Origin of the sequence: Photobacterium alginatilyticum (assembly GCF_009910675.1) — a bacterium.
GTDB classification, from domain to species: Bacteria; Pseudomonadota; Gammaproteobacteria; order Enterobacterales; family Vibrionaceae; genus Photobacterium; species Photobacterium alginatilyticum.
The window spans coordinates 515,165-534,906 of sequence record NZ_RSEJ01000001.1; the positions used below are offsets into that span (position 1 = coordinate 515,165).

The 19,742-nt window shown below is 47.6% G+C and carries 21 protein-coding genes; 13 read left to right on the forward strand and 8 right to left on the reverse strand.

The window, feature by feature from the left end; all coding sequences use genetic code 11:
- Positions 1-27 precede the first annotated feature (27 nt).
- Positions 28-438 (forward strand): hypothetical protein, encoded by a 411-nt coding sequence (locus EIZ48_RS02125; protein ID WP_160648459.1) that lies wholly within the window; start codon positions 28-30, stop codon positions 436-438.
- 19 nt (positions 439-457) lie between these two features.
- Here the strand turns inward: EIZ48_RS02125 and EIZ48_RS02130 are convergent, their stop codons facing one another.
- Complete coding sequence (locus EIZ48_RS02130) at positions 458-817, reverse strand: HMA2 domain-containing protein (RefSeq protein ID WP_160648460.1); 360 nt, start codon at positions 815-817, stop codon at positions 458-460.
- Positions 818-970: 153 nt separating this feature from the next.
- Between EIZ48_RS02130 and EIZ48_RS02135 the strand changes: the two genes are divergently transcribed.
- The 8 genes from EIZ48_RS02135 (at position 971) to EIZ48_RS02170 (ending at position 7,655) form a co-directional block, all read left to right on the forward strand.
- Positions 971-1,306 (forward strand): HMA2 domain-containing protein, encoded by a 336-nt coding sequence (locus EIZ48_RS02135; protein ID WP_160648461.1) that lies wholly within the window; start codon positions 971-973, stop codon positions 1,304-1,306.
- A complete protein-coding gene (locus tag EIZ48_RS29360) occupies positions 1,299-2,108 on the forward strand; it encodes a YtxH domain-containing protein (protein ID WP_240152832.1) in 810 nt (269 codons plus the stop codon). The genes EIZ48_RS02135 and EIZ48_RS29360 overlap by 8 nt, the downstream gene beginning before the upstream one ends.
- Before the next feature lie 6 nt (positions 2,109-2,114).
- Positions 2,115-2,423 carry a magnetosome protein MamC family protein gene (locus EIZ48_RS02145; protein ID WP_160648462.1) on the forward strand — a complete coding sequence of 103 codons (309 nt, stop codon included), beginning with the start codon at positions 2,115-2,117 and terminating at the stop codon, positions 2,421-2,423.
- Entirely contained in the window at positions 2,413-2,715 is a 303-nt protein-coding gene (locus EIZ48_RS02150) for a hypothetical protein (RefSeq protein ID WP_075767778.1), read from the forward strand. The genes EIZ48_RS02145 and EIZ48_RS02150 overlap by 11 nt, the downstream gene beginning before the upstream one ends.
- Positions 2,712-4,772, forward strand: a complete 2,061-nt coding sequence (locus tag EIZ48_RS02155) for a heavy metal translocating P-type ATPase (RefSeq protein WP_160648463.1) — start codon at positions 2,712-2,714, stop codon at positions 4,770-4,772. The genes EIZ48_RS02150 and EIZ48_RS02155 overlap by 4 nt, the downstream gene beginning before the upstream one ends.
- Before the next feature lie 190 nt (positions 4,773-4,962).
- On the forward strand, positions 4,963-6,234 hold the full coding sequence (locus tag EIZ48_RS02160) for an alpha/beta fold hydrolase (RefSeq protein ID WP_192928441.1): 1,272 nt from the start codon (positions 4,963-4,965) through the stop codon (positions 6,232-6,234).
- A 104-nt stretch (positions 6,235-6,338) separates the two neighbouring features.
- Positions 6,339-6,701, forward strand: coding sequence for a hypothetical protein (locus EIZ48_RS02165; RefSeq protein WP_160648465.1), 363 nt, complete (start codon positions 6,339-6,341; stop codon positions 6,699-6,701).
- Positions 6,702-7,055: 354 nt separating this feature from the next.
- Complete coding sequence (locus EIZ48_RS02170; RefSeq protein ID WP_160648466.1) at positions 7,056-7,655, forward strand: GTP cyclohydrolase II; 600 nt, start codon at positions 7,056-7,058, stop codon at positions 7,653-7,655.
- Positions 7,656-7,730: 75 nt separating this feature from the next.
- Here the strand turns inward: EIZ48_RS02170 and EIZ48_RS02175 are convergent, their stop codons facing one another.
- From EIZ48_RS02175 to EIZ48_RS02195, 5 genes are all read right to left on the reverse strand, one after another.
- The gene (locus EIZ48_RS02175; protein WP_160648467.1) at positions 7,731-8,441 is read right to left on the reverse strand and encodes a phosphate ABC transporter ATP-binding protein; all 711 of its coding nucleotides are present in this window, start codon (positions 8,439-8,441) and stop codon (positions 7,731-7,733) included.
- Position 8,442: 1 nt separating this feature from the next.
- Positions 8,443-9,303 (reverse strand): PstA family ABC transporter permease, encoded by an 861-nt coding sequence (locus tag EIZ48_RS02180; protein ID WP_160648468.1) that lies wholly within the window; start codon positions 9,301-9,303, stop codon positions 8,443-8,445.
- Positions 9,300-10,166, reverse strand: coding sequence for a PstC family ABC transporter permease (locus EIZ48_RS02185; RefSeq protein ID WP_160648469.1), 867 nt, complete (start codon positions 10,164-10,166; stop codon positions 9,300-9,302). Before EIZ48_RS02185 ends, EIZ48_RS02180 begins: the two co-directional genes overlap by 4 nt.
- Before the next feature lie 6 nt (positions 10,167-10,172).
- The gene (locus EIZ48_RS02190) at positions 10,173-11,003 is read right to left on the reverse strand and encodes a phosphate ABC transporter substrate-binding protein (RefSeq protein ID WP_160648470.1); all 831 of its coding nucleotides are present in this window, start codon (positions 11,001-11,003) and stop codon (positions 10,173-10,175) included.
- A gap of 269 nt (positions 11,004-11,272) precedes the next feature.
- A complete protein-coding gene (locus EIZ48_RS02195) occupies positions 11,273-11,644 on the reverse strand; it encodes a nuclear transport factor 2 family protein (protein ID WP_160648471.1) in 372 nt (123 codons plus the stop codon).
- A 112-nt stretch (positions 11,645-11,756) separates the two neighbouring features.
- On the opposite strand from EIZ48_RS02195, the gene EIZ48_RS02200 reads away from it, so the two are divergent.
- Positions 11,757-12,668 (forward strand): LysR family transcriptional regulator, encoded by a 912-nt coding sequence (locus tag EIZ48_RS02200; protein ID WP_240152833.1) that lies wholly within the window; start codon positions 11,757-11,759, stop codon positions 12,666-12,668.
- A gap of 333 nt (positions 12,669-13,001) precedes the next feature.
- Positions 13,002-14,183, forward strand: coding sequence for a multidrug efflux MFS transporter EmrD (gene emrD, locus EIZ48_RS02205; protein WP_160648519.1), 1,182 nt, complete (start codon positions 13,002-13,004; stop codon positions 14,181-14,183).
- Between the two features lie 87 nt (positions 14,184-14,270).
- Here emrD and EIZ48_RS02210 read toward each other — a convergent pair whose 3' ends face one another.
- Complete coding sequence (locus EIZ48_RS02210) at positions 14,271-14,597, reverse strand: HI1450 family dsDNA-mimic protein (RefSeq protein WP_160648472.1); 327 nt, start codon at positions 14,595-14,597, stop codon at positions 14,271-14,273.
- Positions 14,579-16,150, reverse strand: a complete 1,572-nt coding sequence (locus EIZ48_RS02215) for an EAL domain-containing protein (protein ID WP_160648473.1) — start codon at positions 16,148-16,150, stop codon at positions 14,579-14,581. The genes EIZ48_RS02210 and EIZ48_RS02215 overlap by 19 nt, the downstream gene beginning before the upstream one ends.
- Before the next feature lie 335 nt (positions 16,151-16,485).
- Between EIZ48_RS02215 and EIZ48_RS02220 the strand changes: the two genes are divergently transcribed.
- Positions 16,486-17,259, forward strand: a complete 774-nt coding sequence (locus EIZ48_RS02220) for a nucleotidyltransferase family protein (protein ID WP_160648474.1) — start codon at positions 16,486-16,488, stop codon at positions 17,257-17,259.
- A 59-nt stretch (positions 17,260-17,318) separates the two neighbouring features.
- Entirely contained in the window at positions 17,319-19,697 is a 2,379-nt protein-coding gene (locus EIZ48_RS02225) for a DNA polymerase II (protein ID WP_160648520.1), read from the forward strand.
- Positions 19,698-19,742 lie beyond the last annotated feature (45 nt).

Genomic DNA, 19,742 nt, shown 5'->3' on the forward strand with positions numbered 1-19,742 from the left:
TAACAAATGTAGAAAGAAGTTATTGCCGTGAATGCCAAAAAAGCACTGAAAAAACTGAAGAAGAAAGTAGAGAAAGTGCCCAACCGTTCGACAGAGCAGCTAAAGCAGCTTGGCAAGGCAGCAGCGTCCGTCGCCGGGGTTGATGAGGACGTCAGGCGAGAGGTAATAGATATTTCACAGCAGGCGATGCTCAGTGCTGTCTCGGAGTTAGCAACCCCGTTTAATCCGGTTTTGTCATGGTTTCGTGAAGGCGGCGAGCTTCAATTCTCTGCGTCTTCCTTGCCCTCATTCCGTTCTGTGATAAAACTGCCGAGCTCTTTGAATGCAAAGCAAGCATTGGTACGTGTTCCGCTCAAGTCTCCGGCTTGCAAGCGCTGCCCGGCACTCAATAACGGCGTCTGTAAGTGTGCAGCAAAGAAGTTTAATATTCGCGTTTAGCGTCTTTAGCCGCAAATTTCTACAGGCTCATTATTACCCGACTGACTGACGGGCCAACCAGGCGTTTTAGCGCCATTACCGCCATCCCCCTGGCAAAGGTCTTAGTCCCATTTGTCACTGCATTTTCAATAAACGTGGGTCTGCTTGAAGCACGGGTCCAGCCATGACTATCTAATATCTCGAGTAAGCTCTCGCAATCTAGTTCCTTGTCGTCGAAGCTAATCGCAACCGAACCGGCATAGCGCTTATGCTTGATTGCACCTATGGCATCAATTTGTTGTAAATCAGCAATTAGCGCTTTGACGGCTTTAGGGTTTTGGCGAATGAAGTCTGAGCGCACCCGTAAACGTTGATTTGTTTTGTGAATATACGTGTTCATAAAAAGTGCCAACCAAGATGCTTATGTAGATAAAAATCATTTTCATTCGCAACATTATCACTCCAATTGACGGAGCGCAAAGAAAAAGCGAATAAATAACTTCAGGCTAACCTTAAGTGATTGAATTTATAGTTTTATATATATAATCCGCTTATGAAAAAACATATAGATACAGCATTAAAGCTAAGACGCTGGGTGACAGTTGGGCACCATATTCCTGGACGAGTGAGACTGAAGTACAAGTTGGGCATCTTGGCCCACCTTGCCACATTCAACAGTTCAGAGATTGAACGTGCACTGCAGAATATACCGGCGTTTAAAAATTACAAACTGAATAATGCGACTGGCAGCTTGCTCATTGAGTATGACGCTTCCATCGTCAAGCCACACTTGATAGACGCATTGTTTTCACAATCCGAACAAGATGCAGAGCGAGCTTGTTATGCACTTGGTGCTTGTTTAGAAATAGACGGAGCGAATCATGAGTAATGAAGAAAACCAGGGGCAGCCTGACAACCCTTACGGTCAATATGGCGAGCCGCCGGAGTGGGCCCAGCAAGTGCCACCACCGGGTTATTACGGTTATCCCCCCCATATGATGAATCCGTACTATCACGGGCATCCTGGCATGATGCATCCCCACGCGTATCCTCATGGAAATGTACATCCGGGTCACATGCATCCGGGCCAAATGCATCCAGGGATGGTACCGCCTCCACAAGCAGGACATATGCATCCTGGCTACATGAATCCGGGCCAGATGCACCCCGGCCAGATGCATCCGGGAATGGCTCCGCCACCCCATGCGGGATACATGCACCCTGGAATGACGCCACCACAGGCAGAGCAGGCGGCAGAGGAAAGTGATCCAATGTTCGAGCAGGCACAGGCAATGCTCGAAGGTGCTCTCGGTGAAGAAGCCGGGATGTTTAAGCAGATATTAGGAACTATGGGTATGAATGATAAAGAGTTTTGGAAAGGCGCAATGGTTGGTGCCGCAGCTGCACTAATCCTAAGCAACGAAAATGTCCGTAAGGGCCTGATGGGAATGGTATCTAACGCTGGCGACATGCTGAAAAGCGGTGGTGCATCGGTAAAAGATACCGCAACCCAGACAGCTTCTTCCGTTAAGGAGAATGTATCTACAGGCGGAGAAATTTTCCGTGATACCTATGAAGCTGGCAAAGAAGGTTTCAGAGAGTCAGTTGAGCGCCATAGCCACGAAAAGGCATCTGCCCAAGAGACTGAGTATGATGATGAATTTCCTGCGCACGACGATTTTGAAAAGTAAAAATCTATGAGCAATTCATCTGACAAGCTAAACCCAGCGAGTCGAGCCATGCTGGTCGGTGCCATTCTTGGCGGCACGGCGTCCGCGGCCAATCAGTGGAAGGCGCATCAGTCCGGTGAGATCGATACCAATCAGCTGGTATCGGTTGTCGCTAAAGATTCGCTCAAAACGGGCCTGGCAAGTGGTGCGACAACATACATCGCTGAAAAAATGGCAGGCAGACCGGTACTTTCAATGCTTACTGTACTTAGTGCAGGGGCAGCCGGTTTGTACATGATGGAACAATATGCGGAAAAGAAAAAAAATGAGCAATAATAACCCATACAACCCTTATTATGGCTACCCGTATTACGGTGGCCAACAACAGCCTGCTGCTGAGCCAACATATAAGAAGCAAAACACCAAGACTCACTTCGTTATGGGTGTGGCTGCTGGTGCCGCGGTTGCGTACCTGCTGACCAACAAGAAATTTCAGCAAGGTGTCGCGGCGACAGGTGAGAAGGCATGGTCAGCGGTTCGTGGCGAAGTCGAAGAGTTAAAAGAGCGTCTGGAAGATACGCAGGCCGAGCTTGAGTACTACCGCAATCTTCACAAGGGTGAGGAATGATTGGACTGCAAGTTCGACATCATCTTCCGGGGCGGATCCGATTCAAAGTTCCTGCGCTAAAAGCGTATCGGGATATCGGTGACTGGATCAAGCAAAGCCTGATGGCCATTCAGGGTGTGCGCGAGGTTCGGGTAAACGAGCATGCCTGCTCGGTGGTTATCTCCTACGAGACGCAGCTACTGGATTGCAAAACCATTAAGGCACGCTTATCGGCTCTGGATCTCAATGAAGCTGAAGCATCTGATTCTGAGCATGAATATACCCGTGGTGATGTGGCGATGAACGTTATCGGCACGCTGTCGGCTGCAATGCTACCCAAACGTTGGGGCGCACTTGCTACTGCGAGCTTGATAGCACCAACGTTATTTGAAGGGATCGACGAGCTTAGGAATAAGCGTGTTTCAGTCGAGGTTCTTGACGCGGTTGCTGTTGGTTTGTCCGCCTGGCGGGGTGATTACCGTACCGCTATGATGACCCAGAGCCTGATCAGCCTTGGTGAATACATGGAGCAGCGCACCAGCCGAAGCAGCGATCAGTTGCTGGCCGAGCTAATGAGGCCACAGGAATGCCTGGTGTGGCGCATTGATGCCGATGGTAAGACTCAGTGTAATTCCTCCGAGCTGGTGGCCGGCGATTTGATTGAGTTGATGCCCGGCAACGCAATTCCGATTGACGGTACGATTGAGTCCGGCGCTGCACTGATCAATCAGTCGACGCTAACGGGTGAAAGCGTACCTGTCCGTCGTGAGGCTGATGCCGTGGTGTATTCAGGGACGACTGTCCATGAAGGCTCGATCAAGGTACGGGTCGAGAAAGTCGGCAGCGAAGCAACCACGGCTAAAATTGCCAAGCTGATTTATGAGTCGCTGAGCGAGAAAAGCGAGATTCAACAGGTGACTCAGGATATGGCGGATCGCCGTGTAAAGATCACCCTGGGGATCGGTGCCGCTGTGTTTGCGTTGACTCAGGACGTCAACCGTCTTGCCTCGGTCTTTTTGGTCGATTATTCCTGCGCGCTAAAGCTCAGTACGCCAGTTACTTTTAAGTCGATCATGTACCGGGCTGCGCAGAACGGCATTCTGCTCAAGGGCGGGAGTGCCATCGAGAAGCTGGTGAAGGTGGATACCTGTGTCTTTGATAAGACCGGAACGCTGACTTACGGCGATATGGAAGTGACCGATGTGGTCCCGCTCTGCAGTGATAATAGTGCCAGGGATCTGCTGGCCATTGCGGCATCGGTGGAAGAGCACAGTAGTCACCCGTTATCCCAGGCTGTGGTAAATGCAGCGAAGCATAATGAGTTGCCACATATTGATCATGGCGAGGTAGAGTACGTAATTGCCCATGGCCTTCGCAGCACGCTCAATGAGCACTGTCTGGTGATGGGAAGCCGCCATTTCCTTGAAGTACATGAAGAAGTTGATTTTACACCGTTCGAAGCAACTATTCGTGATCTTGAGGAAAAAGGGCGCCACCTGATCTATATCTCGCATCAGCACAAGTTGATAGGCCTGATCGGTCTTCGTGATCATTTACGTGACGATGTAACGCAGACGCTTCAGGTGCTTCGTGATTCGGGAGTACGCGAGCTTGTTATGATCTCCGGGGATCGTGCTTTCAAAGCCCAGATGCTGGGGGATGAGCTTAAGCTGGACAAGGTCTACGCTGAGGCTACTCCGTCGAGCAAATCGAAGATTGTCGAGGAACTGCGCCAGTCCGGTCGTACCGTGATGTTTGTTGGTGACGGTGTCAATGATGCTCCGGCGCTGACAAAAGCCGATGTCGGTGTGGCGATGTGCAAAGGCACAGAACTGGCCAGACAGGCGGCCGATGTTGTACTGCTGAGAGACGAGCTATACGGTGTTGCCGAGTCAAGACAACTGGCACAAGTTGCCATGTCGTTGGTTAATAGCAATATCAAGCTGGCAGAATACGTTAATAGCGGCATTATGTTAGCTGCAGCGTTGGGCATGCTTAGCCCGGCGGCGAGTGCCTTATTACATAACGGGACAACCTTGGCTATTCTGGCACGCTCAGTGGCAGCAAAAAATGCTTAGGTAAGCGTTTTTACCACGGATTATTTGATGAATGCCCGGCAAACGCCGGGCATTGTCGTTTAAGCCGTAGATAATTTATTCCCTGTTTTCAATAGCTAGTATTCTTGCTATACAATCAGGCACATAGAAATAAAATAGAACATACGAATAAAAGGGGAAAAGAGTGGAGTCAGCTTTTTATGTCGACAATATGTTATGCCGCCAGCATCAGTTTGCTTTGCCGCTTGACTATGCCAACAAGGACGGAGAAACGATAACGGTCTTTGCCCGTGAAGTCGTTTCGAAAGAGAACCGTGATGCGACACTGCCATGGCTTGTTTATTTGCAGGGCGGCCCGGGTTTTCCGTCTCCTCGCCCCGATGCCAACAGTGGTTGGCTAAAGCGTGCATTACAGCAATATCGGGTGCTGCTGCTGGATCAGCGTGGAACAGGTAACAGCCAGGTTGTCAGCGCACAAACTCTGGCCGGTCAATCAGTCAGCGAGCAGGTTGGGTATTTGTCTCAGTTTAGGGCTGACAATATCGTCCGCGATGCTGAAGCCATTCGTGAGCAGTTGGGTATCGAACAATGGGCCTTGCTGGGACAAAGTTTTGGCGGCTTCTGTACCTTGCATTATTTGTCTTATTACCCAGATAGCCTGTTGAGAGCCTATATTACCGGCGGGATCCCGTCATTGACACGTCATGCCGACGAGGTGTATCGCGCAACATACAAACGGGTGCTGGATAAGAATAAGGCGTTTTTCGATGCGTTTCCTCAAGCCCAGCAAATGTGTAACCGGATTGCTGATCATCTACTTGCCAATGATGTGCGGTTACCCAACGGTCAGCTATTTACGGTTGAGCAGTTTCAGCTAATCGGGATTAACCTGGGCCGGAGCGGGGCAAATGCGGCAATGTATTACTTGCTGGAAGGCGCATTTACCGAGGTCGGAGGGACACCACAGCTAAGCTACAGTTTCCTAAATGCCATGCTGGCAGAGCAGGCTTATCAGACCAACCCGATTTACGCTATTTTGCATGAGGCCATTTATTGTCAGAACACAGCCTCACGGTGGTCGGCCCACCGAGTACGTTCCGAGTATCCGCAGTGTAAGTATGAATCCGGTAAGGATTTCTGCTTTACCGGCGAGATGGTCTACCCATGGATGTTTGATCAGCTGGAAAGCCTTAAACCGCTCAAAGCGGCGGCTGATCAACTTGCCGAGAAGAAAGACTGGCCTGCACTCTATGATCTAGAGCAGTTGTCACGCAATAGGGTGCCTGTTGCGGCCGCAGTGTATGCCGAGGATATGTACGTAGAATTTGATTATAGTCGCGAGACGTTAGCGCAGATGGACAAGGCGAAGGCGTGGATGACCAATGAGTACGAGCATAATGGCTTGCGTGCTGACGGCGAGCGAATTCTTGACAGGCTTATTTTGCTTGCTGATGAGCTTGAACAGCGTGGTAGTGCACAGTGATATCATCAGTAACCAATAGCGGCGGATGCTGCGCGTTTGCCTAACTGGATTTTTTGACATTAAAGTTGTATATATATTGCAACTTTAATGTCTGGGATAGGAAAATGAAAAATTCAGCAGGTACTTTCAGTCTTGTTGGCCTACTGCTCCCGGTAGTCCTTAGTTTCTGGTTATTGGCTGCACATTTTTTGCGAATGGGGAACCTATTTGTGTTTGCCGTACTGGTGTCTTTTCCGTTGTTATTGGTTGTCAAGAGCGCCTTTATTGCACGCTTCATGCAAGTTAGCCTGGTTGTGGCTTCATTCACATGGATGCAAATCACGTATCAGATGTTGATGACCAGAATGATGATGGGTGATGACTGGCAACGAATGACCATCATTATGGGAGTGGTGATCTGCTTTACGCTTTTTTCTTCCTGTCTGTTTTTACATGCCAGGCTTGAACGTCATTACGGGCTAAATTAACTGCTTTTTCAGTAGTTGCCACATCATGCATAATGAGAAACGCCAATAAATGTTATAATATAACATTTATCTTGTAAGTAACGGCCATACTAATAGTGTTGCTCTGGTTAATGCTGTGACAAGAAGTGCTGTTTTAGTGTAATTATTTTAGATATCATCTAAGCAATAAAGAGGAATGCTCAAATTCCATACAAGTACTTTAATATCAGAGTATTATGGTAGTTGGGTATAAAGTAAGGTTATCTGCTTTTATGGGGTAGAGGTATAATACCCATGCCCGATACGGTTCGGTGATAGCGAACTATTTGTGGCTTATATTCCCGTAATGGCAATTCAGAAGTACTTAGGAACAACATGGTTAATGTACGGGCGCGAGTGCCTTTCAAAGTCGGCTTGAACAGTAATATCGAAGCCGATCTACTTTCTTTTAACGGACTTGAGTCAGGTAAAGAACATGTTGCCCTGATTTTTCAGGACGCTGATAAACAATCTTCACCTCCGCTGGTTCGAATGCATTCTGAGTGCCTGACGGGCGACGTTTTCCACTCTTCGCGCTGTGACTGTGGTGAACAGCTAGACGAAACACTGAACAAAATGGGTGAGCAGGGTGGAGTGTTGTTGTACCTGCGCCAGGAAGGCCGTGGGATCGGCTTGTACAATAAAATTGATGCTTATGAGCTGCAAAGCCAAGGCATGAATACCTACGAAGCCAACAATCATCTGGGGTTTGGTGATGATCTACGTGACTTCACCGAAGCGGCTTTGATGCTCAAGGCTCTAGGTCTAACCGATATTCGCCTGATCACCAATAATCCTAAAAAAATTAATGAGCTCGAAGCTCTGGGTATTACTATCTCAGAGGTGGTCGGTACCAAGGCCCATGTGAAAGACGGTAACGAGAGCTACCTGAGAACCAAAGCCAGCCGTGGTAAGCACCGCTTTAACTTCGACTGATTAGAGTCTTATCTGTCTCTTGATCACTGTGGTGATCAAGAGATCTTTCATTCTTCGTTTCACTCCCCTCGTTAATCAAACCCATCTGCCTTGCTCAAGGTGAATCACTTGATCTGCCAACTTCTGCGTTTGTTGCGCGGAATGCGAAACCATTACAATCGTATATTGGGCGGCTAGCTGACGGATCAGTGCTTCAATTTGATCTGTCGTATCAGGGTCTAGCGATGCTGTTGGCTCATCGAGTAGTAATATTTCAGGTTCGAGGGCAAGAGTGCGAGCTAGACATAGGCGCTGCTGCTGTCCGCCGGACAACGTATTTGCCGGCCTCGAAAGTCGATCTTTTACATCCTCCCAAAGAGCGGCTTGCTGCAGTGCCGAAACAGCCTGGGCATGAGCGTGCTCCCCGGAAACATGATTGACAACCTTTAGTGGTAACAACAAATTATCAATGACAGTTCCTGGCAATAGTTGAGGGTGCTGGAAGACCATACCAACTTTTCGGCGTAGATTAGGTAGTTGGTGTGTTTTTAGTGTATTTACAGCCAGTGACTTTCCGTCTAATGACAGTGTGATCTCACCTTTGGCATGGCTATTTTCGAAGCAGTCATTCAGGCGGTTAAATGCTCTGAGCAGGGTTGTTTTTCCAGAGCCAGATGTCCCTGTCAGCACATGGATTTGGTTTTTTTTCAGGTTAACGCTGAAGTTAGAAATGATTGGCTGTTTGTCAAAATAGATGCTGAGGTCAGTTATTTTTCCAGCCAGTGAAGGGGGTAGAGTTAAGTTCATGTTATTGCCGCCGTGAGGTGGTGCGAATCAAAAAACTAGCAACAGAAAAGATGGTGGCAGTGAGGCACAGGAGCGTGAGTGCCGCACCAAAGGCCATTTGAAGCTCGGTGTCACTTTGGTACTGAGCACTGTAATAGAAAATAGTAAACGGCAGTGCCTCGTAGCGTTCGAATATGCCTCCGGGTAAGCCTGCATTAGCGACAACGCCAGTTAGCATTATCACGGCTGTATCTTCAGCTGCTCTACCTGCTGCTAGCATAATGCCCCCCGATATTCCCTTGGCTGCTTGTGGGAGTAATACCGAGCGTAATGCTTGCCAACGTGTCATTCCGAGTGACAGAGCGGTATGTTCGAGCGAAGGCGGAAGTGCAAGTAACGCGGTGCGGGTAGCGACAGCCAAATAGGGGATGATAAGGATTGCCAGGCTTAATGCTGACAGAACTAAGCAGGTGTTAGCAGAAGGGAGCAACCAATTTCGCAGAAACAGGATTAATGTAAAACCAAACAAGCCCATCAAAATGGAAGGGATACCGGCAAGGATATCGATACCAAAAGCTAATACCCGGCTGAATCGAGTTGCCGGACTTATCGCGAGCCATATCCCTGTCGCGACTCCAGGGAGCAAAGCAAGTGATAGTGCGAAGGTGACAACGGTCAGTGTTCCTACGCAGGCAGGCCATATACCGTCCCATATAGGTTCAATGCCGAAGATGCCCTTCAGTGGGTCGGTATCACCAAAAAAGAGGGTGAAATCAAAGGCCGTTGTGCCGCGAGTAATAATAAACCCAAGCAATACAGTAAGACAGGTAATCAATCCAACCGTAGAGCACAAACACCATAGGTGGAACAGACGTAGCTTCATCGCTGCTCCTTGGTAATGGCTCTACTGTGTGAAAGCTCTAACCTTCTGATCAAAGCAGTGACTGCCGTGCTGATTAAGAGCAACAGTAATCCTGCTGCAAACAGAGAGTTATAGGCAGAGCTGCCGTTTTCGGTTGCTAAAACCAGTCCGATATGAGCGGTTAAGGTCCGTATGGAGTCGAGTACATTGCCTGTTAGTTGCGGGGCATTGCCTGCCAGCATCAGTGGCAGAAGTGTGTCACCAATGGCTCTGCTGAAACCAAGCAAAGCCGCTGTGGCCATCGCCTTCGTGGAGTTGGGTAAGATGATAAACAGTATGGTTTGGATATCTGTAAACCCTAAGGCAGTGGTATTTAGGCGCAGCTGTTCAGCCATCGGGCGGCAATGAGACTCAAGCATCAGGATCATCACAGGCAAAATAAGCAGTGTAACAATTGCTGCCGTTGCCAACAGGCAATATCCCGAGCCGTATCGGAAAGTCTCCCTTAACAGCGGAACGAGTATGAATACTGCGGCAAGGCCATAGACGACGGTGGGGATCCCTGTCATCAATCTGACTATTCTTCGTACCCATACAGAGACGGTTTTATAACGCTCAAGCAGGCAGAAGCTAGTGATGCCAATGGCTATCGGAAAGGCCAGAATAAGGGCCAGGGTGGCAACCATTCCCGACCCCAGCACCATTGGCAAGATACCATATTGCCCCTGTTCGGGTTGCCAGCTAAGGGAAAGAACCGAGTCTCCGGCACTGAAAAATACTGGCAGGGCAAAAAAGCCTAAGAAGCCAAACAGCATGCTCATCAGAACGGCTACCGTGATGGCAAGCATCAAGAGTACCCGTTCTGTCGTTATTGTTGCTTTCATCGATGCTTAACTGCGAACCGGGATATAGCCAGCAGCCTGAATGTATGATTCACCCTGAGGGCTGAAAATGTAATCGATAAACGCCTTGGTGAGACCTTGTGGTTCGCCTTTGGTGTTCATATAGAGTTTTCTGACGATGGGATATTCGCCAGATGCACAGGCTTCGTTACTTGGGTGGATATTGTCTAGATCGGGGGCTTTGACTGTCTGGTCGATATAGCCGACGCTCGTATAGCCAATTGCTGCCGGATCACGGGCGATAGCGGTTTTCATAGCGCCGTTGGAAGGGACAACATTGGCATGGCTAACCAGTGGGGCATTATTAAGTAGTTTTTTCGAAAAAACTGCACGGGTGCCGCTGGCCTCGTCGCGGGTAAAGATGTTAATAGCGCGATCTTGGCCACCGAGCTGTTTCCAATTGGTGATTTTTCCCGAGAAAATGTCAATGACTTGCTGGCTGCTTAAGTCTTCGACGGGGTTGGAAGGGTTGATAATTGCAGCGACACCATCAATCGCAAAGGGGAGGGAGACGAGTCCGTGCTTTGCTTCGCTCGGTTTTAGTGGACGTCCTGTGTTGCCAATATCGACGAGCCCTTTTGCGACTTGCTGGGCTCCGACACCGGAACCGCCGCCGGCTATGGTGATTTTAATATCACGGTTTGCCTTCATGATGGATTTTGCCGCCTGCTTCATTACAGGAATGTGCGCGGTACCGCCAGCAATATTGACCGTTCCCGAAAGGCCATCAAACTTGTCGAGTTCTGTTGCCTGAGAGTGAGAGGCGAAAACGAATGCACTACAGAGTAGCAGTCTAATAGCACTAGATTTAAACCACATAATATCTCCATTTATTTTTATCAGTTACATCAGTGACATGGCTGTACAATTAGCGAACAGCTTAATGGTGTGTATTGGCTTGATAACGCAGAGGTATTATGGGTGAAGGTTCATAATGTCTATTGATTTAAATCATAATTTCCATTTAGAGACATGGTGGTCAATAGACACTTTTAGAAAAATCCTCAAGAAACTTGAGGATTATAGCCTTAAAACAATAGCCGCTAAGCAATTACCTTGAGAGCAATATATGGAGCTGCGAAGTGTTATCAGCGCTCGCCTAACACTTCAAAGTCATCGTAGGTTAATTTGGCGGTGCCATCTGGCTGGATGACCCAGTGCTCTTCATGTACAACGCCGAAGGCCTTGTTCATTGTCCACTCAGAGCGAAGAATGAAGCAATTGCTGCCCTTTTTCTCCCATGTCGTGTTCTGGTATTCGACCTCGCGATAACCAGAATCGATGATGTGTTGCCAGAAGCCACGAATTTCTTCTGTACCAGTGAATGTGCCGAACGGACGGGCATGCATAACGGCATCTGCTGTGTACTGCGCGGCGCATCCAGCGGCATCTTGTTGATTGAAAAACTTTTTCCATAGTTCAATGCCTGTCTTGAATGTTTCCGGAGCCTGAGTTGTCATCGCCTTTTCCTGCTTTGCTTCATATTTAGTCGATGATTAAAGCTTAAATCAGATATTAGCGGCGAAAAACAGAGTAATATGTAAATACTGTTTGATAAAACTGAACAATACTATGAACTACCTTCGCCATATGTCTGTGTTTGCCAAAGTGGTAGAGCGGGGCTCAATAAGCGCTGCTGCCGAAGATTTGAGTCTGTCGAAATCAGTGATTAGCCAGCACCTGAAGGTGCTTGAGCAAGAGCTGGGCATAACTCTGCTCAATAGAACCACCCGCAGGCAAACGCTGACCGCTGCCGGGGCCGTTTTTTACGAGAAGTGCCAGCAGATGAATCAGCTGGCGCAAGAAGCATGGGAAGGGGCAAGGGAAAGTCAGCTGACACCGGCAGGTTCAATCACTATTACGGCGCCTCATGCATTGATGGGGAGCATTGTGGCCCCGGCAATCGGAGAACTCGTGTCGGTGTATCCGGCAATTATTCCTCACCTTGTCGCAGATGACGGCCGGGTTGATATTATTGAGCACGGTATCGATCTTGCGATAAGGGTCGGCGAATCAGCCTCAAGCAGTTATCGTCAGCGTCGTATAGGCCAGTTCAGAGATGTGTTGTGTGGTTCCCCGCAATATATCGCTCAGTTCACAGATACCCTCGATTTTTGCGATGATTTGTCCGAGATGATGGCTGACTACAATTATGTTGCTAATGTCTGGCAGGGCAAATATGTTGTGCACCATCTTCACCACCCGTCTCAGACTGAACCTGTGACACTGATGATGCATCCCACCCGGTTTGCAGACTCATTGCCTACAGCGTTGGCTTTGATTGAAGCTGGAGCCGGACTGGGGATTATTCCTGAGTTTATTTATACCCAGCGACAGCTGGCAGGCTGTTTGGCTGAAGCGATTCCGGGGGCCTATCTTGTACCAACCTCTGTTTATGCGACACATGCTTTTAATAGCACGGTTCCCTTATTGGTACGGCTGTGTATTGATGCGATTGAATCCAGGTTATCCACACCAGCATAGGCTTAACACGGCTCTATACTTGTTGTTTATATAACCTCATTGAAGGATATGGATGAATTATCCATTACTTTTTCTAATCCACTTCATAATAATGTTTCGTGCGAGTAGCACGGTAATTTCTTGCTTGATAGTGATTTCCCAATTACTATCACCGCTCATAAAAACAGAGCTTGAATCTAATAATTTTTCTTAATAAGTTAATTGTTTGGAAAGGATTTATTGCTTGTTTTTTTATCCTGCGTCTTGGCGGTTTTTCTTAATATACGACAAGTATTCAATATTTTATTCTGTGATGAGGGACAGGTTGTGGCTCAGCAATCTTCTTCTGCCAAAATGGCAAAATTGTTATTTTTAATAATCATTATGACCGCGGTTGGTCAGATGACGCAGACGATGTATGTGCCATCTATTCCGGCAATGTCTGATTTTTTTGCTGTTAAGTCCTCTTATCTGCAAGCTGTTATGGCGGCATATCTGATCCCTTACGGCCTATCACAATTTTTCTACGGGCCGCTATCGGACAGGGTTGGTCGTCGGCCGGTGATTATCATCGGGATGAGTATATTCCTAGTGGGTACGCTGGCTGCCTTGTTTGCATCATCGTTTGAGCTGTTTTTGCTTGCCAGCTTTGTTCAGGGGCTGGGGACAGGCTGTAGTGGTGCTATGTCGCGGACTGTGACGCGAGACTGTTATGATGGTGCAGATTTGCATCGGGCCAATAGCCTGGTAAGTATGGGCGTTATTTTCTCGCCATTGATCGCGCCAGTGCTGGGGGGATATTTGTCTTCGGCACTTGGCTGGCAGGCCAGCTATACCTTCCTGCTGATATTTGGTGCCCTGGTGACTCTGGCAATGATGTTCATGTTTACTGAGACATTACCGGTAGAAAATCGTCGCGCTGAACGTGTACTGGTGAGCTATCGATATGTGCTGGGCAACCGCCGCTTCCAGGGGTATGTATTGTGTCTGATTGCGACTTTTGCCGGGATTGCAGTATTTGAAGCGGCTGCGGGCGTATTGCTTGGCAGCGTGCTGAAACTGGATCCGAAGACAGTAAGCTGGCTGTTTGTATTGCCTCTGCCTGGCTATTTGGCCGGCTCTTGGTTGTCATCGGCACTGGTTAAACAGCTCGGGAATACTCGGGTTATGTACTTGGGAATGCTTGCCATTGTTGCTGGTGCGCTGGCTATTTTGATCCCGGGTATGGCGGGGCTGGTTACTGTCAGTTCATTGATTGGCGGTGCTTTTGTTTACTTTATTGGTGCAGGTATCTTATTCCCAGCAGCAACAACTGCAGCAATTGAGCCTTTTCCGCATCATGCTGGCACAGCCGGAGCCGTATTAGGTGGGCTTCAAAATCTGGGCGCGGGATTGGCAACTCTGGCAGCATCATTGATGCGAGCAGAAGACCAGTATAGCCTGGGCGCGGTGATGACAGTAATGGCAGTATTGGTTGTGCTAAGCCTGTTGTGGGTTCGCCGCAGTCAGCAACACGATACACCTGTTCTGGCGTAAGAGACGGCAGGCATAGCGGATAAGAAACCGCGGATAAATAAAAGGCGGAACGTATGTTCCGCCTTTTATATATGGGGTGTCGTGAGATTAATCTCGTTTCCAAAGAATATGGCAGAACTTGTTTTCCGGATCGCGGCTAACGAGCATGCGAGCAAACACATCATCCAGCTCGTCGTTTTCTTCATTGACTAGGCCGATGCGAACCTCGGCGAAAACTTCTTTGTCGACATCGAAACCGACATGGCCTGCCCAGTCGTCTTTTGTCTCGACGATCTCAGCTGCGCCGCGATCTTCAAATTGTGCGGTGAATAGAATAACGTCAGCAGGCTCCAGGCTGTCGGAAGCCATTTCAAGGAAAATGTCGTAAGCCGCGTCAATAACGTCGTCGTAAGAAATCAGGTTTGAAGTTTCCATGAACTACATAAATCTCTGGTATTGATTGAGGCACTATTATACCCACTAAGCTCAAGCTTGGCGATAAAGTCCTCGAATGGCATCGGCCGATCGAAGTAATACCCTTGGCAGAACTCGATCCCTAGTTGTGCAACATGCGATGCTTGTTCTGCAGTCTCGACGCCTTCGGCAACCAGAGAGCACTGAAGCTTATGCCCCATTTCAACGATGTTGCCAAGAATAGAGTGGGAGACGGCATCTGTGACAGAAGAGGCAACAAAGGTGCGATCTATCTTCAAAGTGTCGAAACTGAGCATTTGTAGCGTCGATAACCCGGCGTAACCGGTACCAAAATCATCTAGTGCCCAGCGTACTCCTACGTTACGAAGATTTTCCATGCCTGCCAGCAGTGCACCAATGTCGACATTGGCGAAGGTTTCACGTTCGGTAAACTCTAGCGTTATGTCATGCTGCAACGAAGGGTGCTGTTTTATCATGGTTATCAATGAGTCAACATATTTCTTGTTGGCAATCATAGATGCCGATACATTTATTGATAGATAAAATGTTGGCGAAATTTCATTAATTACCTTCTTCTCGTAAGCGGCTTTTTCAAGAAGCTGAAGTGTGATTTGTTGAATTTGACCTGACTGCTCTGCCGCGGGAATAAACTCGGCAGGCGAGATGATAATACCGTGAGGATGCAGCCATCGAACCAGTAGCTCAGCACCTTGCCACTCACCGGTTTGAGCGTTAACGATAGGTTGGTAAAATGCAAAAAACTCTTTTCTATTAATACCACCCTGAATATCACTGCGTAATGAGTATCGCCAGTTGAAATATGCATAACTGAGTAATGTGATGATTACAGATAGGCTTATTATTACTAAAATCGCATAGGGAAGTTGATTAAGGTAAACACCGACAAGCATATCATTGGTGTAACCAGTCACCACCGAGTAGGGGTATTTGTTAGAATTGGCCGAGATAGAGTACAAAATAGGACTCGATAGATTCTGCTCGCAGTGATATGACGTCTCGTTGAGGTTATCCAACATACAGCCATACAAAAATCTTTTATCTGTCAGTTGCTTAAGCCAGAATCTCATGTATTTGATATCAAATAGAACTTTATACCAACCCGCATTGACTGGAAGTATGAAAAAAACGCCGTCAATATGTCTTCGCTGACTGAATGAGCGGTAAATTACCTGCTGGCTGTTATTGGTAATGTGATTCAGTTGTAAAGGGGTTAATAGTTGTTGGGTATCGATGTTTCTGTCACCGCACAGAATATTACCACTTTCAATGTAGGTGATTTCTTGTAATACACTGGAGTTAAACACCATCTCTTCAAGCTTATCTCGGCTCTCTTCACTGCATGGCAGATATATATTACTGAGTGAGTTTAGTTGGTTATCAACATTTTCCAAAACCTTGTCCATAGTATCGATCAGGTAGGCGACAGTTTCCTCTGAGCGATTATTGGCTTGATATTTTACCCATGCGACATTAAAAAAAACACCGATAATAGCAGTAAAAAATAGCAGCTTAATGATGTGGGTTTTCTTCATTATGGTAGGTAATAGCTAAGTAAAGGTTTAAATGAAGGGTGAGAGGATATATGAGTTTTGTTGGATTGAATATAAGAATTAAAGATTTATTAATATAACTTGAATTAAGTCATTTTATTGGCGTGTATATTCTATTTGTGCCGATTATATGTCACATTAAGCCCAGTAAACCATACATATTAACGCTCTCAAATGATGCTTAAAAATTGTTTTGCCCTTGTGCAATGAGTTAGATTATTCGATCTGTAAAGCTATGATTTGATAGAATGTCATCTGCAGGTGTTGACTCCTGCGGAAGAAAGATTGAATACGACAGATCCTTGAAGGAAAAATGTGTGGCGAGAGCTCTACCTGTAATTGATGGCGATACGCCTTTTCAACATGACTATACGCCAGTATTACTGGACGCAGTAAAGCAGTTTAAAGCCGGATTAGGCGAGACGCTACATAGTATTTACGCGTTCGGCAGTGTTGCGCGTCGAGAAGCCATCGCCGGAAAATCAGATCTCAACCTGACAATCATTGTTAAGCGCCCTCTGAATGCGTCAGAACAGTCGGTGCTGAGCACTATCCGCTTGCGACTTGCTTCCCGGCATGCTGTTATCCCTGCTGTTGATTTGAAAGTAGTTGAGATCAGTGAAGTTCTGTCTATAGAGTCAATATTTACCTGGGGTTTCTGGCTAAAACATTGCTGTATCTGCTTATATGGCGATGATTTATCCACACGTTTTGGACTTTTTGAAGCTAGCTGGGATATCGCCAAATCGCTGAACGGAGATATTGGCGATGAGCTGAGCAGCTATCGCAAGAAAATTATGGCGACCAAGGTTGTTCAGAATTATTTGGACTACTGTGAATATATCAGTAAGAAAATGCTGTGGAGCTGCTTTTCTTTGGTGATGCACCGGGAGCAAAATCTTGCGCTGTCTATAGAACAATGTGCCGAGGCTTTTATTAAGTATTATCCCGAGAAAGAGTTGGAAGTAGAGCGCTTGTTTATTTTAGCCAGTCGCCAGCAGGTACCCAAGAAGGCGTCGTTGTTTATGATGGACTCTTTTGGCGGGTGGATAGTCTCTGAATTTGATCGTATCGATCGTAAAATTGGTTAACCTTTCATGAGGAAGGCTCGTGCTGCCTCGGAATCTAATTTGTTGTGCTTGAGGTATTTTTGCAAACTCATTCAACGGGCTTTGTACTAACAAGGCAAAGCCGAGACGTACGTGGCCAAACAGAGATCGTGCTATGGGTCAAAACCGAACAGGGGCCTTGTCGTCTCATTGTCCAAGGTGACAAACCTGTCTGTTTCGTGACTAGTCATGATCAGCCCAATGCGGAAACTATTCTTCGTGCTGGCAATATATCGGTCAGCTGGCGTCAACTGCCGTTAAAAAGCTTCCAGCACAAACCAATGTACGCCTGTTATGCCAAGACGGTTCGCGATAGCTTGCAATTGACGACGTTGCTGCGCTCTGAAGGAATTGAGGTGTTTGAGGCTGATATCCGATTGGCCGATCGCTTTTTGATGGAGCGTTTCATTCGTGGTGGCATTGCGTTTAGCGGTCACAGCCAGCAGAAAGCAGGCTACATTGAGTATCAGCAGGTTAAAGCGAAAGCAGCTGATTTCATACCCAAGCTATCAGTGGTTTCTCTGGATATAGAGTGCTCTGAGAAGGGCGTATTGTATTCGGTAGGTCTGCATAACGAGTTCGATAGTCGTGTGATTATGATCGGCGCACCATCGGGGGACGAAGCCGAAAACAGCTGGGTGCAATGGGTGGATTCTGAAAAAGATCTATTACTAGCCCTTGAATCATGGTTTATCCAGTTTGATCCCGATATCGTGATTGGGTGGAATGTCATTGATTTTGATTTCCGATTGTTGCTCAAACGAGCCGAATGGAACAAGTTGACCTTACGGATCGGCAGGGGGAAACAGCCCCCGCATTGGCGCCAGTCGAACCAAAATCCCAACCAAGGTTTCATTACCATACCGGGGCGGGTGGTGTTAGACGGTATTGATACGCTGAAAACGGCCACGTTTAATTTCCGTTCCTGGTCGCTGGAGTCTGTCTCGCAGGAATTGCTTGGCGAAGGAAAGCAGATCCATAATGTGAATGATCGTATGGATGAAATTAATCATATGTTTCGTCACGACAAGCTATCCTTGGCCCGCTACAACTTGCAGGACTGCAAGTTAGTCTCGCGTATTTTTGAGCATACCCACCTGCTGGATTTTGCGGTGGAGCGAAGCCGGTTGACGGGTGTCGAGCTTGACCGCATCGGTGGCTCTGTTGCTGCCTTTACCAACCTATATCTTCCTCAGTTACACCGTGCCGGTTATGTTGCTCCGAGTCTGGATAGCGAAAATTGGATAGCCAGTCCGGGCGGCTACGTCATGGATTCGAAACCGGGCTTGTATGATTCTGTACTTGTGCTGGATTTTAAGTCTCTGTATCCGTCCATTATTCGATCATTCCGTATTGATCCAATGGGGCTGGTGGAAGGCCTTCAACTTGAAGAAGGTAAAGGTGATGAGCAGGCTATTGCAGGTTTTCGTGGCGGCCGCTTCCATCGTGAGAAACACTTTCTGCCAAAAATGATTGAGGATCTCTGGCTGGCGCGTGATCAGGCCAAGCGTGATGGTGAGAAGGCATTCTCTCAGGCAATCAAGATCATTATGAATTCGTTTTATGGGGTACTGGGATCGTCTGGATGTCGTTTCTTTGATCACCGGCTGGCATCGTCAATCACCATGCGCGGCCATGAAGTGTTGTCGCGTACCAAAGACATGATTGAAGAGAAAGGCTATACCGTTATCTACGGTGATACGGATTCTGTTTTTGTGCATTTGGGCAAAAGTCATGTGCAAGAAGACGCTGATTCTGTTGGTCGGCAGTTGGTTATCGATATCAATGCTGCCTGGGAGCAACGACTGCGGGAGGAGTATAACCTTGATTGCTACCTGGAGCTTGAGTACGAAACGCATTATCAGAAGTTTCTGATGCCGACGATCAGAGGGGCCGAAACGGGTTCGAAAAAACGCTACGCTGGACTGGTGGTTGAGAATGGCAAGGAGAAAATGGTGTTCAAGGGACTGGAAACAGTACGTACAGACTGGACACCATTGGCGCAGGAGTTTCAGCAAACGCTTTATGATATGGTCTTCCATGATCAGGATGCTGATGAATATGTTCGTGACTATGCCAATAAAACTCTGGCTGGTGAACACGATCACTTGCTGGTGTACCGCAAGCGGCTGCGGCGAAACCTAAATGAGTACCAGAAGAATATCCCGCCACAGGTACGTGCTGCCCGAATGGCGGATGAGATGAACGCCAAATTAGGCCGCCCATTGCAGTATCAGAACAAGGGAGTGATCGAGTACGTATTTACCATTGCCGGGGCGGAACCTCATGAGTTCACACAAAGCCCGATTGACTACAACCATTACCTCGAGAAGCAACTAAAGCCGGTAGCCGATGGTATCTTACCGTTTATTGGCAAGCACTTTGATGATATTACTGCACCTCAGATGGGGCTGTTTTAGCTTATGTCTTGATAGGATATGACACACGGCATCATTAAAAAAACG

Bases quoted from the DNA above. Each gene is read 5' to 3' on its own strand.
- EIZ48_RS02130 (WP_160648460.1), bottom strand. From the start codon at position 817: ATGAACACGTATATTCACAAAACAAATCAACGTTTACGGGTGCGCTCA.
- EIZ48_RS02135 (WP_160648461.1), top strand. From the start codon at position 971: ATGAAAAAACATATAGATACAGCATTAAAGCTAAGACGCTGGGTGACA.
- EIZ48_RS29360 (WP_240152832.1), top strand. From the start codon at position 1,299: ATGAGTAATGAAGAAAACCAGGGGCAGCCTGACAACCCTTACGGTCAA.
- EIZ48_RS02145 (WP_160648462.1), top strand. From the start codon at position 2,115: ATGAGCAATTCATCTGACAAGCTAAACCCAGCGAGTCGAGCCATGCTG.
- EIZ48_RS02150 (WP_075767778.1), top strand. From the start codon at position 2,413: ATGAGCAATAATAACCCATACAACCCTTATTATGGCTACCCGTATTAC.
- EIZ48_RS02155 (WP_160648463.1), top strand. From the start codon at position 2,712: ATGATTGGACTGCAAGTTCGACATCATCTTCCGGGGCGGATCCGATTC.
- EIZ48_RS02160 (WP_192928441.1), top strand. From the start codon at position 4,963: ATGTTATGCCGCCAGCATCAGTTTGCTTTGCCGCTTGACTATGCCAAC.
- EIZ48_RS02165 (WP_160648465.1), top strand. From the start codon at position 6,339: ATGAAAAATTCAGCAGGTACTTTCAGTCTTGTTGGCCTACTGCTCCCG.
- EIZ48_RS02170 (WP_160648466.1), top strand. From the start codon at position 7,056: ATGGTTAATGTACGGGCGCGAGTGCCTTTCAAAGTCGGCTTGAACAGT.
- EIZ48_RS02175 (WP_160648467.1), bottom strand. From the start codon at position 8,441: ATGAACTTAACTCTACCCCCTTCACTGGCTGGAAAAATAACTGACCTC.
- EIZ48_RS02180 (WP_160648468.1), bottom strand. From the start codon at position 9,303: ATGAAGCTACGTCTGTTCCACCTATGGTGTTTGTGCTCTACGGTTGGA.
- EIZ48_RS02185 (WP_160648469.1), bottom strand. From the start codon at position 10,166: ATGAAAGCAACAATAACGACAGAACGGGTACTCTTGATGCTTGCCATC.
- EIZ48_RS02190 (WP_160648470.1), bottom strand. From the start codon at position 11,003: ATGTGGTTTAAATCTAGTGCTATTAGACTGCTACTCTGTAGTGCATTC.
- EIZ48_RS02195 (WP_160648471.1), bottom strand. From the start codon at position 11,644: ATGACAACTCAGGCTCCGGAAACATTCAAGACAGGCATTGAACTATGG.
- EIZ48_RS02200 (WP_240152833.1), top strand. From the start codon at position 11,757: ATGAACTACCTTCGCCATATGTCTGTGTTTGCCAAAGTGGTAGAGCGG.
- emrD (WP_160648519.1), top strand. From the start codon at position 13,002: ATGGCAAAATTGTTATTTTTAATAATCATTATGACCGCGGTTGGTCAG.
- EIZ48_RS02210 (WP_160648472.1), bottom strand. From the start codon at position 14,597: ATGGAAACTTCAAACCTGATTTCTTACGACGACGTTATTGACGCGGCT.
- EIZ48_RS02215 (WP_160648473.1), bottom strand. From the start codon at position 16,150: ATGAAGAAAACCCACATCATTAAGCTGCTATTTTTTACTGCTATTATC.